At 59.6% G+C, this 16,431-nt stretch carries 11 protein-coding genes; all 11 read left to right on the plus strand.

All coding sequences use genetic code 11. The annotated features are described in order from the left end of the window. The first annotated feature begins 358 nt into the window (after positions 1-358). The 11 genes from A6A03_RS09025 (at position 359) to A6A03_RS09075 (ending at position 16,161) form a co-directional block, all read left to right on the plus strand. Positions 359-1,027 (plus strand): regulatory protein RecX, encoded by a 669-nt coding sequence (locus A6A03_RS09025; RefSeq protein WP_066786670.1) that lies wholly within the window; start codon positions 359-361, stop codon positions 1,025-1,027. A 636-nt stretch (positions 1,028-1,663) separates the two neighbouring features. Further along, positions 1,664-2,335 carry an MBL fold metallo-hydrolase gene (locus tag A6A03_RS09030; RefSeq protein WP_066786673.1) on the plus strand — a complete coding sequence of 224 codons (672 nt, stop codon included), beginning with the start codon at positions 1,664-1,666 and terminating at the stop codon, positions 2,333-2,335. Positions 2,336-2,544: 209 nt separating this feature from the next. Beyond that, positions 2,545-4,185, plus strand: coding sequence for a CTP synthase (locus tag A6A03_RS09035; protein ID WP_066786677.1), 1,641 nt, complete (start codon positions 2,545-2,547; stop codon positions 4,183-4,185). 271 nt (positions 4,186-4,456) lie between these two features. Then, positions 4,457-5,749: a vanadium-dependent haloperoxidase gene (locus A6A03_RS09040; RefSeq protein ID WP_066786680.1), complete on the plus strand. Its 1,293-nt coding sequence runs from the start codon at positions 4,457-4,459 to the stop codon at positions 5,747-5,749. Positions 5,750-5,770: 21 nt separating this feature from the next. Next, positions 5,771-6,832, plus strand: a complete 1,062-nt coding sequence (locus A6A03_RS09045) for a hypothetical protein (protein ID WP_066786683.1) — start codon at positions 5,771-5,773, stop codon at positions 6,830-6,832. Between the two features lie 101 nt (positions 6,833-6,933). Further along, positions 6,934-11,457: an SdrD B-like domain-containing protein gene (locus A6A03_RS09050; RefSeq protein WP_066786685.1), complete on the plus strand. Its 4,524-nt coding sequence runs from the start codon at positions 6,934-6,936 to the stop codon at positions 11,455-11,457. 223 nt (positions 11,458-11,680) lie between these two features. Further along, positions 11,681-12,091, plus strand: a complete 411-nt coding sequence (locus A6A03_RS09055) for a TadE/TadG family type IV pilus assembly protein (RefSeq protein ID WP_066786688.1) — start codon at positions 11,681-11,683, stop codon at positions 12,089-12,091. A 9-nt stretch (positions 12,092-12,100) separates the two neighbouring features. Further along, complete coding sequence (locus A6A03_RS09060) at positions 12,101-12,613, plus strand: hypothetical protein (protein ID WP_066786690.1); 513 nt, start codon at positions 12,101-12,103, stop codon at positions 12,611-12,613. Positions 12,614-12,636: 23 nt separating this feature from the next. Beyond that, on the plus strand, positions 12,637-13,443 hold the full coding sequence (locus A6A03_RS09065; protein ID WP_066786692.1) for an SAF domain-containing protein: 807 nt from the start codon (positions 12,637-12,639) through the stop codon (positions 13,441-13,443). A 154-nt stretch (positions 13,444-13,597) separates the two neighbouring features. Then, the gene (locus A6A03_RS09070) at positions 13,598-14,803 is read left to right on the plus strand and encodes an ATPase, T2SS/T4P/T4SS family (RefSeq protein WP_245668922.1); all 1,206 of its coding nucleotides are present in this window, start codon (positions 13,598-13,600) and stop codon (positions 14,801-14,803) included. Positions 14,804-14,901: 98 nt separating this feature from the next. After that, positions 14,902-16,161, plus strand: coding sequence for a ParA family protein (locus tag A6A03_RS09075; RefSeq protein ID WP_066786697.1), 1,260 nt, complete (start codon positions 14,902-14,904; stop codon positions 16,159-16,161). Positions 16,162-16,431: the final 270 nt, after the last annotated feature.

A 16,431-nucleotide genomic window follows, 5' to 3' on the forward strand; every position in this document is an offset into this window, starting at 1 on the left:
CCCAAGCCCGGCCCTTCCGGGCCGGGTGCTGGATCAGAGGGTCTGTCCGCCCGTAAACGCCAGTGGGAGAAGGGCTAGGGATAAGGGCTAGCAGCCCCGGGCAGCGGGCTTCGTACCCCAAGCCCGGCCCTTCCGGGCCGGGTGCTGGATCAGAGGGTCTGTCCGCCCTTGAACGCCAGTGGGAGAAGGGCTAGGGGTGAGGGCAAACCAGCGCATCTCAACGCCATCAATCACATCTGCGCTCATGGGTTCTGTCTGTCCTTGAACCTCGTAAGCAGGGCGCAAGCGTAAGAATGACGGTCTGAGCAAGTTAGCCAATGCCAGCCACTCCTCCGCGCGTAGTGTTGAGACGAGAGCTATGCCTGCCGGTACAATCACCGCTCTACGCCAACAAAGCAACGATCCACAGCGCGTCAATGTCTTCATTGACGGTGAGTTTGCGCTAGGTATTAGCCTCAATACGCTGGTGCGCGAGCGTTTGGCAGTAGGCGTGCAGCTTGATGAGGCGGCGTGGGAACGCCTCGTGGCCAGCGAGCAGGCCGATCAAGCGTTGCAGAAAGCGTTGCAGCAGCTTGAGCGGCGACCGCGTTCGACTGCCGAAGTGCAGCGATATTTGCAGCGCAAAGGGTTTGATGAGGCGACGTGCGCGCGCGTGATTGCCCGGCTGCACGAATTAGGTCTGCTCAATGACGCTGAATTTGCTAGTCGTTGGGTCGCTAACCGGCGCGCTTTGCGTCCCCGCGGCGATCGCGCCTTGCGGGCCGAATTGCGCCACAAGGGGATTGCGCCGGCGATCATCGATGAGGCATTGGCAGCGGAAGATGATGGTACAAATGAGCGTGAACGGGCCGAGGCGGTTGCGCGCGCTGTGTTGCCGCGCTATGCGAGGGTTGCCGATTGGGCCGCGTTTCAACGCCGGTTCGGCGGCTATCTGCTGCGCCGCGGATTTGCTGCCGATCTGATCCGGCCCATTCTTGCTCGCCTTTGGCGTGAATTGCATCCGGAGGCGGATGGGCCAGATTGGTAAAATGACCGATGATCAATGTCTTAACGTTAGCATGGGCCAAGATTGTTGCGCAAGGTGTGATTTCGTCTGGCCCAAACACGACAATCCGCCGTCGTAACACTGGAGCGCGGGCGGCTCGCCCGCGGGGGCAGCACCAGCGCGTGGGCGGCTCGCCCGCAGGTGTAGCACCGGAGCGCGGGCGGCTCGCCCGCAGGTGTAGCACCGGAGCGTGGGCGGCTCGCCCGCAGGTGTAGCACCGGAGCGCGGGCGGCTCGCCCGCAGGTGTAGCACCAGCGCGTGGGTGGCTCGCAGCAGCGTCTCTTGTCGCGAATGGCGTTTGGCGAACGGTTATACCCTGTCTATGGATAGCTTCTTATGGTGAATTTGGTTGTGGTAGCATCCGTTTCGGCTAGGAGGATGCGCAGAGTCTCGCTTCTTTCGCTTGCAGGTGGGAAGATGGGGAAGGGAAATGGATGACAACGGCGGATCGTCTTCCCAAAACGCTATCTACGCTATTGGACAGACACCCGCTTGCCGGGTATGATGGTGGGTATGGCAGCGGGCGTTGTGTTCGGCAAATGCCTTTTCCATTTCAAGCAATGAGCGCGCCGCTGTTCATCGCTCGGCGCCATAGCCAAACAAGCTAAGGATTTGATTATGGCTGAAGTGCAATATCTTGGTCATGCCTGTTTTCGTTTGCGCGGTCGCGATGGCACCATTGTCTGCGATCCTTACCATCGCTCGATCGGTTTCGATCTCGGCCGGCCAACCGCGACGATCGTCACCGTTAGCCATCACCATCCCGACCACGACAATGTGGCGGCGGTGCGTCCGTTGCGCGATCGCGTCTTTGTGGTTGATGGCCCCGGCGAGTATGAGATTGGCGGGGTGCTGATTACCGGCGTGCGCACCTTCCATGACACGGTAAAGGGTGCTGAACGCGGCTTCAATACCGTGTATATTATCCATCTCGATGATCTGGTCTTCTGCCATCTCGGCGATCTTGGTCACGAATTGACCACAAGCCAGCTCGAAGAGATTGGCTCGAATGTCGATGTGTTGTTTGTGCCGGTCGGCGGCGGCGAGACGATCGGGCCGGCGACGGCCAGCAATGTCATCAGCCAGATCGAACCGCGTTTTGTGATCCCGATGCATTACGCGATGGGGCAGACCGATTTTAACCCGCCGCTCGCGCCGCTCGAAAAGTTTGTGAGCGAAATGGGGATGAAAGAATATACCCCTGAAGAAAAGCTGGTGATTAATGCGAATGCCCTGCCCGCCGATGAGGAGCAGACCCGGATTGTCATCTTGCGCCCGGCTCATAGTTGACCATTCATGCGTCTTACATGTGGTATACTGAAAAATTGAAGTGTAAACGTGCGGCAAATACATGCCGCTCATCATAGTACGTATTATCCGGTAAACAGCGATTGTGTGGCATGCAATCCGCTTTGGCACAGTGCAAGCGAGCGCCAGCGTGGGTCGGTTCAACCGAAGGTTGACCGACCCACAAATCTTTATGCAGGGAGCAGTCCTCTATGACGAAGTACATTTTTGTGACTGGCGGGGTGGTCTCTTCGGTTGGCAAGGGGATTGGCGTAGCTTCGATTGGCCGCCTGCTCAAGAGCCGCGGCTTCACCGTTTCGGTTATGAAGCTTGACCCCTACCTCAACGTCGATCCCGGTACGATGTCGCCGTACCAGCACGGTGAGGTGTTTGTGACGGCCGATGGTGCTGAGACCGACCTTGACCTCGGCCACTACGAGCGCTTTATTGATGTCAATCTGAGCCGGTTGAGCAATGTTACCACCGGCCAGATCTATTCAGCGGTCATCGCCAAAGAGCGGCGCGGCGATTATCTGGGTGGCACGATTCAGGTGATTCCGCATATCACCAACGAGATCAAGGCGCGCATCGGTGCGTTGGCCCGCAGCAGCCAAGCCGATGTGGTTATTGTCGAAATTGGTGGCACCGTTGGCGATATCGAAAGCCTGCCCTTCCTTGAGGCTATCCGCCAGATGCGCAAGGACGTTGGGCGTGACAATATTCTCTATATTCATGTGACATTGTTGCCCCACATCAGCACTGGCGAACTGAAGACCAAGCCGACCCAGCATTCGGTGATGGCGCTGCGTAACGTGGGTATCAGCGCCGATGTCATTCTCTGCCGGGCCGATCGCCCGATTGATGACGATATTCGCGAGAAGATCGCCTTCTTCGCCGATGTTGATGTGCGTGCGGTGATCCCGGTGCCAACCGTTGATTCGATCTACGAAGTGCCGCTGGTGCTCGAAGATATGGGTTTGGGTGAGTATCTCGTCGAACGGTTGGGATTGCCGGCGGCGGCCCCCGATCTCGACGAATGGCGGGCGCTGGTGGCGCGCATCCGGCAAGAGAAGCGCCGGTTGCCGATTGCCTTGGTCGGTAAGTACGTCGAATTGCACGATGCCTATATCAGCGTGGTTGAAGCCTTGCATCACGCCGGGCTTGAGCAGTCGATCGACGTAGATATCCGCTGGGTGGCCGCTGAAGATGTCGAGCGCGAAGGGCCTGCCCGTTTATTGTCAGGCGTCTATGGCATTCTGGTGCCCGGAGGGTTTGGCGAGCGCGGGATCGAAGGCAAGATTGCCGCCGCCGACTATGCGCGGGTGAACGGGATCCCATACCTTGGCTTGTGTTTGGGCATGCAGTGCGCGACGATTGCGTTTGCCCGGCACGTGCTCGGCACCCACGATGTCAACAGCACCGAATTCAACCCGCAAACCGCCCATCCCGTAATCGATCTGATGCCCGATCAGCGCGATATTACCGAAAAGGGCGGCACAATGCGGCTTGGTCTCTATCCCTGCGATCTCGTGCCGGGCACGCGCGCTTATGCGGCGTATGGCTGTGATCGGGTGGAAGAACGCCACCGCCATCGCTTTGAATTCAATAACCGCTATCGCGCCATTTTAGAGGCGGCTGGGCTCGTGATTAGCGGTGTCTCGCCCGACAAGCGACTGGTTGAGATTATCGAACTGCGTGACCATCCATGGTACGTTGCCAGCCAGTTTCACCCCGAATTCCAGTCCCGTCCGGGTAAGCCGCATCCGCTCTTCTATGGCTTTGTGGCAGCAGCGGCGCAGACGCTGCTCGCCGGCGAAGCGCGCCAGTTGCCGCTCGTGGAAAGCGCCTCGTAACCCTTGTCGAAGCGTATACGCTGATAAGCCCCTCGCTCATCAATTGAGCGAGGGGCTTTTGGGTCTTCTCAATCGGCAATGGCGCTGTTACGACAGCGCGCAGACGGCACCCTCTGGCGCGTGCAGCGCCACCTCTGCGCTGAGCCGCCAAACGCTGCTCGTCCACCGCAGGGTGAGACATTCAAAAATTGCTCACAATTTCTGCGAATCCTTTTGGCATCTCGCGCGGTTTCATATATGAGCACACTTTTTTGTACCGCTGAGGTGTCGCATGCGATTCGTCCACCTGTTCGTCTTACTCTTCGTCCTGACCGCCTGCGCTGCGCCGATGGCCAGTGCCCCTGAACCATCCCGGCCCGTGCCGGCGCCTACCCAAGCCCCTGTGGCGAGTGGCAGGCTGGTTAGCCCATTGCAGCCACGGCTCTGGTTAGTGACCGATTCGAGTGCGGTATTGGCTGCCGCCGCAAACGCAGAGTTTGCCGACTTGCCGCCGGCGCCGCCAACGAATACCGCACACAAATTTGCCGTCGAATGGCTCAAGACCACGCTCAAGTTCATTGCCCGCGACGGGCTACCGCCCAATCGGGCTGCCCGTGAATTGATGCTCGTATCGGTCGCGCTCAACGATGCGTTACAGATTGGGCAAGAAGCCGCACGTGAGCAGCCGGTTGATAACACTGCGCTGCTCGCTGGTGCGATGTGGCCGGTGTTGCGCTATCTCCATCCCCAACACAACGAGATCATTGAGGGGTATGTCTACGTGTCGCGCTGGCATGGGCTATGGCTGCGCGATCCGGTTCCGCCGGAGCAGCTCGCGCGCAGCTTCCAGATTGGGCAAGCGGTGGGCCACGAGGTGGTCGCGTGGGCGCAGCAGGACGGCAGCGATGCGGTGCGCGAGATTGTTTTGCCGGCTAGTGGTGGATGGAACACGAAAAAACTCCCGCTTGATCCTCATTGGGGCACGGTCAAGACTATAGCCTTGCCCGCCGGCGATGCCATTGTGTTACCGCCGCCGCCAGCGTGGGATAGTGAAGAGATGGAGCGCGAACGCACCGCCTTTCGGGCGGGGCAGCAGGTGTTGACCGATGAACATCGCGAACTGGCGTGGTATTGGCACGCCGATGTGGGTACCGTCACCCCTCCCGGCCTCTGGTTTGAGACGGCGATCACGATGGCGTTGGTCAACAAACTCAATGAAATGCAAACGGCGTCGCTCCTTGCCCATCTCGGCGTTGCCATGCACGACACTGCCGTCGCGTGCTGGTACAACAAATACCTGTACGGCTTTCAGCGTCCCGAGCAATGGATGGCTGAGGTTGAGCCAGCATGGCAGCCGGTGTTGCCCACCCCGCCCCATCCTTCGTACCCGTCGGGCCATGCCGCTTTCAGTTCGGCGGCAGCCAATTTGCTGATGGTCACCTTTCCGCACCACAAAGATCTGATTGTCGAGCGTGCCGCTGATGCCACCCGCTCACGCATCATCGGCGGGGTGCATTGGTTTATGGATGGCATGCAAGGCATGAGCTTGGGCCGTGATGTCGCGCGGTATGTGTTGACTCGTTAAGTTGATGCGAGGAGAATAACGATGCCATTCAGCCGTCACTCTTTCATCTTGTTCGTCTTCGCCGGCTTGATTGGACTGATTGCGCCAATTGCCCAACCCGTGACCGCGCAATCAGACCCAATTCAAATGCAATTGATCACCGATGTGACCGGTAGTGTATTTGTATATTTCCCAAGCTTGCCAGCATCTCATTATGAAATACGCTGGCAATGGAATGAACCGCCTACTGACGAAGCAGAGTGGCAATCACTCCACCCCTTTAGCGGCGCTTATTATCGCTATGTGACTTCCCCGCCAGATACTGGCAATCCAGTGTGCCAACACCATACTTTCTACGCCGAGCTACGTGATCTGAGTGGTGACATTATTACGCTAAGCACTCCTTTCACGATTGATAAAGAAGTCGACGTTTTGATAAACGTATTATGGCCGGAACAGGCGATGAACGGCTACACTAACCAAGATAGTTTGGTGGTACAGGTCATCGATCAGCAGGACTGTTCTGGACTTCAGCGGGGGCGTCTGTCTATTGGCGGAATGTCCCACAATCTGGTCATCACCCCACCCGATCAGACGGCGCCATTGTATGCCTACCAAATCCCGCTGCAAGAAGGAGAAATGCGAGTCCAGTTTTTCATCCAAGATAAGATGCGCAATACCTCCCTTCAAGACTTTACCCTTGTGCGCGATGTCACTCCGCCAACATTGGCAAATACGCGGGCAGCGATTCAAAGTATGGACCAGCCTGCCCAGCTTACCATTACCGGCCAGTTCAGCGATGTTTATGCACCATTGCCATGGGCTATCGAATGGCAGTTTCTCAATAGTGATGGAGCGGCCATCGGCGATCCGGTCTTTCATACCCTGAATGCAGAGGAAGTTCGATCAACCGAATCAGCGTTTCTTACTACAGATGGCATCCCCTTTCAGATCAATGTTAGCGTGGGAGCGATCCCTGATCAGGCTGCGGCGTTGCACGTCAAATTGTTTGATCGCGCCGGTAACAGTCAAGCCATTGCTCCCGTCCAGTTCGCCACGTTTGCGCAAACCTACAACCTTTACATCCCTCTAATTGATCGCTAAATAGCCGGTCTAGACCTTCGATACGGCCTTCGCCGGGTGGCGCATAACGCGCCGCCTAGGGTGAAGGCGTGCTCAAAACCGATGACGGAGGCGCACGACGTATGTACCCTGTCACCTACCAACCGCAACGCTGGTTCATTGCTCTGGCAATCATCTTTCTCGTGACAGTCATCCCTCCTCTACCACCGTCGCCAATTACCGCTCAGACCAGCAATGCCGGTTTTGCTAGCGCGGTAGCCTGTTTAGATGGCGATCTTTCGTTGGCAACCACCTGTTTTGCCGATACCATCTTTGCACCCGTTTCCGCCAATGATCCGGCGCTCGTGCGCGTCACCTTGAGCGGGATGAAACAAGCGCTAGCGCCAATCGGGACAACGACCGGCGGAACAAAGCATCGGATAGCTGTCAATAGTGGGATCGGATCGGTGTATGGTCTCGCCTACGATGATGGGTCAATCAGTGGGGTGCGACGTGTGTTTGCAGCAGCATTTACCCGTCGCTTTACGAGTTTTGGCCCGTTAGGGCCGGGAGGAGTGTATGAGTACCGGTTTGATGATGGGCAATGGCATTCATCGTTTACCGTTCCTGACGCGGGTGATGACCGATCGAATGACAATTCGGCTGACGATGCCATTCTGAACGATGTGGGACAGGCTGGTTTAGGTGATATGGAGATTAGTCTTGATGGCACGACGTTATACATTGTAAATCTCGCTGCGCGCCAGATCGAGCGCTACGATATTTCACAGGCGATGCCGATACGACTAGATCCCATTGCGATTCCGTTGCAAACTGTCTCTGCTAATATTCCAACCCAACAATTCCTTCGCCCCTTTGCGCTCGAATTTGCTCCTCTTCTACATAAAGACGAATCACCTCGATTATTCGTGGGTCTTACCAATATCAATGCACCATCTGCGCATGTTTTAGAGTGGAATATTGCTACTGGCACGTGGCGCCACGTTCTCATCCAGTCACTCACATCCGCAGATCTCAATAGCCGCTTGAGCGGAACATTGTTCGACCAAGCGCTTAAGCGACTTTATCCTAATGCGACCTTCCAAGGATGGTACCCATGGAGTAATGATTTTTCACGTATGTTGCCGATTCATAGCAATAGCCACATCTATTATCCACAACCATTTTTGGTTGATATCGAGTTTAGCCCTGATGGGCAAGCGATGCGGCTCGGTTTTCGCGATCGAACTGGCGATATTACGTTTTTCAAAAATCCACCATCAAGACAATTTATTGCGATCAGTCAAGGTGATACGCTCAGTTATCGCTTAAACAATGATCAATGGCAGCTTGAACTCAACGATCGTCCATACGATCATGTGAAAGAGTCTGATCCGAACTTCTTATTCCGTGCCCATTCTACGGATTGGGTTAACGACAACCGAGTAGTGTTTGACAACGCTCCGCCTCCTCATGTGGAAAACCACATGGGTGGGATTGTGAGTATACCCGCACCATCAGGAGATCTCGTCGTCACGACCAGTCTCTTTGGCACTGGATCGTCTGGTCTAGGGATTTACCATCTGCCTGAACGAAATCGGCAAGCCTCACTGACGCTGATTCCGTCGGGTACAAGTAAAGCACCCGGCCTCGGCGATCTCGAATTGCTCTGCACCTATGCCTTGCTTCGTGGCCAGCTTTGGCACGATGTAAACGGCAATGGCGTGCGCGAGGCGGGTGAAGCGTCGCTAAACGGGATTCGCCTTGAAGTGGTTGATCCTGCACGTTCGACGATATTGGGGCAGGTGGTGACTGCGGCTGATGGCAGCTATACGATTGCCGTGCCGCCCAACCGCGCGCTGCACCTGCGCGTGGCGCTCAGCGAATTTGCCGCTGGCCGTCCGTTAGCCGGCATGGTCTACGCGCCGGTGAATGCCGGCGCCGATGACAGCCGCGATAGCGATGCCCATCCGGTTTTTGGCGTGGTTGAGTTTGCTGGCCGGCATGCCGGGAGTGGTATCACCGGTGCTGCAATGCCGTTGCCATTGCGCGAAGAGACAGTTCGTCACGTCGATATTGGCCTGACCCGCCAATTTCAACCGGCGGCGCTCGGTGATCGGGTGTGGCACGATCTCAATCGCAATGGCGTGCAAGACAACAACGAACCCGGTATCGCCGGCGTATCGCTCCGGCTCGAACGCTTGCCCGGTTCGGCGCCGGCGATAAACGCGTACCCACGGGTGGCGGTGAGCGATGGGCAGGGGCGCTATACCTTCGCCAATCTCGAACCCGGCCAGTATCGGGTGGTCGTAGCAGGTACGCAAGGGTATGCCTTTGCGCCATTTGGCCGCGGTGGCAATCCCCAGCGTGATAGCGATGTTGATGAACAGACAGGCACGAGCGCAGTGGTTGTCCTTAGCTATGGCGTGATCCGGTCTGATATTGATGTTGGGTTGGTGAGCCAACCTCAGACCGATCTCAGCATTGCGTTGAGTGGAATGGCTGAAGCGGTCGTCGGTGATGAGTTGGTTTACACCGTAACCTACCGCAACACCGGCAACGTTGCCGCAGCCAATGTTACGGTGCGGATGGGGCTGCCATCTGGCGCAACCTTCCTCAGCGCCAGCCGTGCGCCCAACCAGAGTGGTTCGACATTGATCTGGCAGTTTGCCCGTCTCGAACCAAACACTACCGGTACGATTGCGGTGCGTGTGCGCGCGCCGGCTGCGATTGGCGCCAATCTGAGCCAAACCGTGACCGCTACCGCAACGATTAGCTCTAATCCGGCTGACTCTAATCCGGCCAACAATAGCGCCAGCCAGCAGACGCGCTTAACACGCGCTGAACTCAGTATCAGCAAATCAGCGCCGGCGGCTGTTCTGAGCGGTGATGCACTGTTGTACACCCTGCGGGTGGTGAATCGTGGCAGCGCACCGGCGGTCAATGTGACGATCGCCGATCCGTTGCCGGCGCAGGTGGATGTTACCAGCATCCTGCGCGCACCGGCGGGCACATGCCGCTACGAAGGGGCGCAGCATACCTTGCGCTGCACGATCAGCAGCATTGCACCGAATGAAGAAGTCATTATTAGCGTACAGACGAAACCACGACCCACCGCAGCCGACCGGCTCGATAACCGGGCCAGCGTCACGACCACGACTGCCGGTGACTCGCCGGCGGACAATACGGCGACGGCAAGCACGGCCCATGTGCGTCCCAACCCGGCGGTCAGTCTCGTCTTTGCGCCGGCGCCGGCAGCCGCGGGTGAAGCGACTGAGCTGGTGGTTGGCTACCGCAACCTTGGCAATGGAATGGCCCGTGCGGTGACAGTTACGGTGGATGCGCCGAGCGCAGCAACGATCACCACCTTGCCGCCAATGTGCCAGCGCAATGGCTATCAGCTAACTTGTGTCCTCGGTGATGTGCTGCCGGCGGCGAGCGGCGAGTTGCGGATCGGTCTCACGCTGCCGGCGACGATCGCGGTCGATCAATTGGCGGCGCAGGCCACGATTGCGACGACTACCCCCGAACTGCCTGCGTATCAGGCTGACAACACGGCCAGCGCCACGGTAACGATCGTGCGTCCCAACCCGTTCGTGCAGTTGCGCGCGCCTGCCAGCATTGTCGGGCAGGGCAGTGTGTTTGCCTACACGATTGACTATGGCAATCTGTATCGCCGCCGGCCTGCCCAGACTCGCGCCGCCGCCAATACGACGCTTGAACTAGAGCTGCCGGCTGACGTGCAACTAGTGGGGGCCAGCCGTTTGCCTACCAGCCAAACCGGTCGCAGGCTGCGCTGGAATCTGGGGACGCTGAACCCGCAAGTTGCTGGCAGTATCGAGGTCGTGGTGCAGACGAGTGTGCCTGCCGGCGCGGTCTTGCCGGCGACGGCTCGCATCTCGACCAGCACGCCGGCGGATGATCCGGTTGATAACGTCGCCGCACTCACGATTAATGTGGTGCCGCCACCCTCTACCATCGGCGCAGCGAGTGGTGATTTGCGGGTGGCAATTCGCTCAACACTTGATCCGGCGGCGAATGACGCGAACCAGACGAATGGCATTTACCTCTCGAATGGCGCGGCGATTGCGTGGCCGGCGGGTGAAGTGCTCGATCTGACCCCGCAATTGGCAAATCTGACCTTTGCCGATGAGCCGTTGCCGTGGCCGTATGCCTACCAAGCGCGCGTCGTGGGTTGGAGTTTGGTCGAGGTTGCTGTGGGTGGGCAACGCTTCGATCCGCGCGCCGCTGATAGTCGCGGAATGGCCGGTTGCCGTCCGGGAGCGCACCCGCTCCTCACCTCGCAACTGCTGACCGGCTGTATCTATCGCTATCTCGGCGGGCAGAGCCGTGACCAGCTCAGTGCCAGCGTGCTGCGCGAACGCGATCTCGATGATCAGCTCCATCTCTACTGGAGTCGCCCGCCGGCGCCAGCGATGCGCCCTGATGTTTACCTCTACACGGCTGACGTGCTCGATCGCGCCCGGCTCACGATCCAGATCGAGCTGGAAGTGCAGATTGTCAATCAAGCACCGGGCAGCATCGGCGGGGGGCCGCTACCGCCGGTGCCGGTGGCCCCGCTGCCCAATCCGGCGCGCCAGCTTGTGACCGGCCAGATCGAAATCACGCTGCTGGCGCCGCGCTCGCTTGTTGCGCCGGGCAATTAATTGGCCATCCGTTTGCGGCAGGCAACGCTGGCGCTGCCTGCCGCCAATCAACCCATCTGATGAAAACCAAACGCTCACGGAACCGTTCACCACCCGATGGTGATGAGCACGCAGGCATGCTCGTTTCAAGCGGTGGTGTAGAGAAAGGAGGATCGTGCCATTAACCTCACCGCTTCGTTCGCAATTCTCGGTCTGAACAAGATGTAGCGAAAGGATTTGCGTGATGCGACAAGCTCACCGGCGCGGCCAAACCCTCATCGAGATGGCGCTAGCTTTGCCGATCTTGTTGACCTTGGTCGTCGGTCTCTTCTCGGTCGGCCAGATACTGCTGACCCACTATGCCGTCAGCCAAGCGGCTCGTGCAGCGGCGCATCAGGCCGCGCTGACCGGCGGCAATCGCACCGTTACTGAAACTGCGGCGCGCCAAGCCTTGACTGGCAGCCTTGGGATTGAGCCAACGGCCAGTGAAGTGGTGATCTCGTGCCCGCGCCAGCCGTGCCGCCGGTATGACCCGATCACCGTTGAGGTCCGCTACCGCGCTGCGCTATGGGTACCAGTCGCCCTGTTGCCCTTTGGCGACGAGATCGTGGTGCGTGCCCGCGCCACTCGCGCTGCCGAGCGTGATCAGCAGTAGGAGGCCCGTATGCACTGTCGCCGTTCGGGTCAAGCCTTGCCGCTACTGGCATTGATGTTGCCGGTGTTGGTGCTCTTTGTGATGGTGGTGATCGAGTTAGCCAATCTCTGGTTGGCGGTGGCAGTAATGGAAGATGCGCTCCAGCAGGCCACCCGCTCGGCGGTGCAGCAGATCGAGTATGCCGCTTTGGCGCGCAATGGACAGGCGCTGCGCGGCAACCGCACATGCCAAGCCGTGACCATTCACGCTCCCAGCCAGTGCGCGGATATTGTCAACGTGGCGCATCAATTTCTGCTGGCCAATATGCAAGCGACGCAATTGACCGGGATTGATCCGGCTGCGCTGGCGGCTGCTGCGCGCTGGACCGTCTTACCGCAAGGCGGCGCGTGCGCCGGTGTAGCCAGTCCAACGCCGCTGCTCTGCGCCGAATTACAACCAACTCTGCGCGGCTTGTTCGGCTTAGGCGAAGTACGCCCTCGCATCCGCGCGGCTGACACCATCGATCGTTTGGGCCAACCGTAACTTGCATCGAAAGGAGAATTTGCATGTCCGCTCTTGGCACGCTCAATCAGGCGCTCACCCGTCGCCGCGCGAATCCGCTCCCGGCGATCTTGATCGGTCTCGGTTTGATTATCACTGCGGTGTTCACTGTTCTGGCTTTTCTGGAAGCTGGGAGCAGCGAACCGGTCGTCATTCTGGCGCGCGATGTAACCTATGGCCAGCAGCTCAGCGCCGATGATCTGGCGGTGGTACTGCTGCCGCGCCATCGTCCGGCCCAACTGGCGGGGATCAGCGCGCCATCGCTCGCGGTTGGCCAGTATGCGACCCGCAATCTCGCCGCTAACGATCTATTGCAACCGTCGATGTTCACAGAGCGCCCGCCGGCCCAGCCGGTCTATCCGAATGGCGAGGCCTTGACGGCGGGGATGGTGCCAGTGCCGTTCAGCACCGAAACCATCGGCCCGCTCACCCATCACGATCGGGTCAATATCGGCTTTAACGATCCCAATGGTTCGCCTGATGTGTGCGATCAGACGCGCAGCGCCGCCGAGGGCCGTGCGCCAACGGTGCAGCCGCCGGCATCGCCCTTGCCGCCGCGTCCGTATGCGTGCCGCCTGCTCAGTGGTGCGCGCGTGCTCTATGTCGATACCGAAGCGCAAGTGGCCTATCTCGAATTGACCCCGTACCAGTCGCATGCGATCTGGGCTTTGCAAGCCGCCGGCCTGCCGCTGTGGGGCGAACGCTACAGCAGCGACGCGCCGACCTTGCCTGCGCTCGAACGGCTTGACATTGGCCAGTTTACGGTGAGCGAGTTGACTGCACCGGTTGCGCCGGCTGAAGGCGATAAATAGGTATCGGCGAATACGAGGGGGCAATGTGCTGGGATCGCGGCAGTCTGCCGCTAACCGTCCCACACCGAGCTGGAGTGGGGTTGCGGAGTGACTGCCCGTCCCAAACAAATGACGAAGTGCGGCCAAACATGACCGAAACACGGAAGGAGTTTCAATGATGCAGAGCGGTTGGGACACTTTGACGCAGACGCCGGCTTCCTTGCCAACTACCGGCGCCGCTATCGCCGATGAGTTGCGCATGCTGCTGCGCAGCGGACGTTTGCGTGATTGCTGGCATTTGCCACCAGCGGAAGCCTTTGCGCGACTTGGTTTTGATGGCGCGATCCGCTGGCACGAGGTGGCGTGGTACGGCCCGCTCGAAATCTGGCGCGATCCGGAACACGCTGTCTCAGACATTCTCTTCAACGGCCCGCTCGACTCGCCCTTCTTCGTTGTCCAACGCGGCATGATGGTCAACACCGGCGTGATGGTCCATCCGGCGTGGATTGATTGGACGCAACGCCAACTGGTGCAGCGCAGCCATGATGGCCTTGTCGATGTGCCGGCGTTTGCCCAAGGCGTGGTGGATGGCTTGCGCTATGCGCTCACGAATCGGCGGGCCTCTCCAGCCGGTCCTAGCCTTGCGATCCGGCTGTTGCCCGAACGTTGGGCGACGCTCGACGATCTGGTGCAGAGCAACGTGATCAGCCGCGAGGCGAGCGATCTGTTGCTGGCTGCGCTCAATGGCGGCGCCTCGGTCTTGATCGCTGGGCCAACCGGTAGCGGCAAGACGACGCTAGCGGCGGCGCTCAGCCAAGCAATCGGGGCACGGATGCGGCTGGTAGTGATCGAAGACGGCGGCGAACTGCCACGGAGTGCGAACAGTTTGCATATTGAAGCGCCGGCTGAGGCTGGCGGCTTTAGCCGGGCGGTCACGTTTGCTTTGCGCCAGAAGCCCAACTACATCATCGTCGGCGAAGTGCGCGGCGGCGAGGCAATGGCGATGTTGCAAGCCGCCGCGACCGGCCACCCCGGCTTGGGCACCATCCACGCGGCGACTGTGCAGGGTGCGTTACGCAATCTGGAGCGGATGGCGTTGATTGGCTTGGCCCATGAGACGACCGGCGCCGGGCAAGCGGCAGCGCAGATTGTGCGCGGTCTGATTACCTCTGATGTGGTGAATCTGCTGGTGGTGCTGATTGGGCGCACTCCTCACGGGAAGCGCGGTGTGCTGGCTGTCGAAGAGGTGTTGCCGCAAGGGGCGCAAGGCCAGAGCGGCGATCCCTTCCCGACCAACCCGCTCTTCCGTTACGACCGCGCCAGCGAACGGTTAGCGCGGGCCGGCTACGTCAATGCTGGTTGGGGAGCGGGACGGTTGTAGCGGCACAGCGCCGCTGTGCCTTTGGTCATGGCGTCGCTATGACCCTCCAACCGCCCGTAACGATTGTGGTTTATCAATTCTCAAAAGGAGCAACCCCGATGGAACTCATCATCTTTAGCGCAATCGAAGGCTTGCAGGCCGAAGTCGAGCAATTGCGCGACGTGGCCGTATTGGCGCCATCGCGGATCGATCAGGTGCAGCGGTTGCTGGCCGGTACGCGCCCGCCCGACGCCATCTTCCTCGACGATAGTCGCGGGACGCCGCTGGCCGATCTGTGGGATCTGGCCGCTCGCGCCCAACAGGTGGGGACGCGGGTGATGTTGGGGTTGGCCGGCCCAGCGCGGGCAGCGTTGCCCGATGCGCTGGCTGCCGGTTTACCGGCGACTGCTGAACGCAATCCGGTGGCGCTGGCCGATTGGATCGGCGCACAACTTGGCCGGCGGCGCGGAAGTGGCGCGCAACGTCTACCGGTGATCGCGATTGGCGCCGCGAAAGGCGGCATTGGCAAGACCTTCGCGACCTGCGTGTTGGCCGAAGGGTTGCGCCGGCGCGGACTTGATGTGCTGGTGTGGGATAGCGATATCTCAAATCCCGGTTTGGTGCCGGCGTTTCGCGTCCCGGCCAGCGCCCCGTCGTACCTCCATCTTGTGCAGCGCGGGCCGTCATATTGGAATCCGGCTGGCATCCAGCCCTTCATCTTTCAACCTGAACACACCCGTGCCAATCAACAAGGCTGGGGCCGGATCGACCTGCTGATCGGTTCGCATGCGGTGGCGCGGGCCGAGAATGATCTGCGCCTGCCCGATTGGCAAGGGTTGTATCAGGGAATTGTAGCGCTGGAAGGGTACGATGTGGTGTTAATTGACACCCCGCCCGACTATCTGCGCCGGCCTTATGCGACCCACGTCTTGCAAGCCGGCGGCAGCGTCGTCTTGCCCACCCCGCCCGGCGCCCGCGAGCGCATGGGTGTCGGTCACATGCTCGAACACTTTACCGAATTGGCCCCGGAGCGACTCGAACGCTGCTCACTGCTCTTTATGGAGCCAGAGCGCGGGGTGACAGTGACGGTCGGTATGGTGGCTGATCTCTTTGCCCGTCGCTACCCGCGGATCGGCAACCTTGGCATCTTGCCGCGCGAACCGCGCCTCGCCAGTCTCGCTGATGAACACGATGGCTACGTCTCGATGCTCGACCTCGGCCCGCAAAGCCGGTTTGCCCGCGCTACCCATCAGGTGGTTGAGGCGTTGTGCGCCCATGCCGGCCTGAAACCACGCTTGCCGTTGCCGCGAGTGGGTTGGTGGGCGCGGTTGAGCGAACAGATGTTGGGCCAGCGTGCTGCTGCGCCAGCGTTGTCGTGATGTTGGAGCGGTGTGGTGGGCGACGTGTATGCCGAGCATTGCGCGGGGCGGAATGATCAACACCCTGCGATCAAGCAACTAGCCAACCGCAACGTTCCCAACGCGATACGCATGCGCTTGATGGCCCGTTGTGCTGATCCCTTTCCGGTATGCTATTCGCTTTCGGCGGGGGATCGCTTCGGGCAGGAGGCTCCCACCATTGCTGGGTGCCTACCCGCCCTCGTCATGACCTGAGCCGCGGGGTTTGGTTAGCCACTTACGAACCACTAT

This window comes from Chloroflexus islandicus (genome assembly GCF_001650695.1).
GTDB lineage: Bacteria > Chloroflexota > Chloroflexia > Chloroflexales > Chloroflexaceae > Chloroflexus > Chloroflexus islandicus.

Bases quoted from the DNA above. Each gene is read 5' to 3' on its own strand.
- A6A03_RS09025 (WP_066786670.1), top strand. From the start codon at position 359: ATGCCTGCCGGTACAATCACCGCTCTACGCCAACAAAGCAACGATCCA.
- A6A03_RS09030 (WP_066786673.1), top strand. From the start codon at position 1,664: ATGGCTGAAGTGCAATATCTTGGTCATGCCTGTTTTCGTTTGCGCGGT.
- A6A03_RS09035 (WP_066786677.1), top strand. From the start codon at position 2,545: ATGACGAAGTACATTTTTGTGACTGGCGGGGTGGTCTCTTCGGTTGGC.
- A6A03_RS09040 (WP_066786680.1), top strand. From the start codon at position 4,457: ATGCGATTCGTCCACCTGTTCGTCTTACTCTTCGTCCTGACCGCCTGC.
- A6A03_RS09045 (WP_066786683.1), top strand. From the start codon at position 5,771: ATGCCATTCAGCCGTCACTCTTTCATCTTGTTCGTCTTCGCCGGCTTG.
- A6A03_RS09050 (WP_066786685.1), top strand. From the start codon at position 6,934: ATGTACCCTGTCACCTACCAACCGCAACGCTGGTTCATTGCTCTGGCA.
- A6A03_RS09055 (WP_066786688.1), top strand. From the start codon at position 11,681: ATGCGACAAGCTCACCGGCGCGGCCAAACCCTCATCGAGATGGCGCTA.
- A6A03_RS09060 (WP_066786690.1), top strand. From the start codon at position 12,101: ATGCACTGTCGCCGTTCGGGTCAAGCCTTGCCGCTACTGGCATTGATG.
- A6A03_RS09065 (WP_066786692.1), top strand. From the start codon at position 12,637: ATGTCCGCTCTTGGCACGCTCAATCAGGCGCTCACCCGTCGCCGCGCG.
- A6A03_RS09070 (WP_245668922.1), top strand. From the start codon at position 13,598: ATGATGCAGAGCGGTTGGGACACTTTGACGCAGACGCCGGCTTCCTTG.
- A6A03_RS09075 (WP_066786697.1), top strand. From the start codon at position 14,902: ATGGAACTCATCATCTTTAGCGCAATCGAAGGCTTGCAGGCCGAAGTC.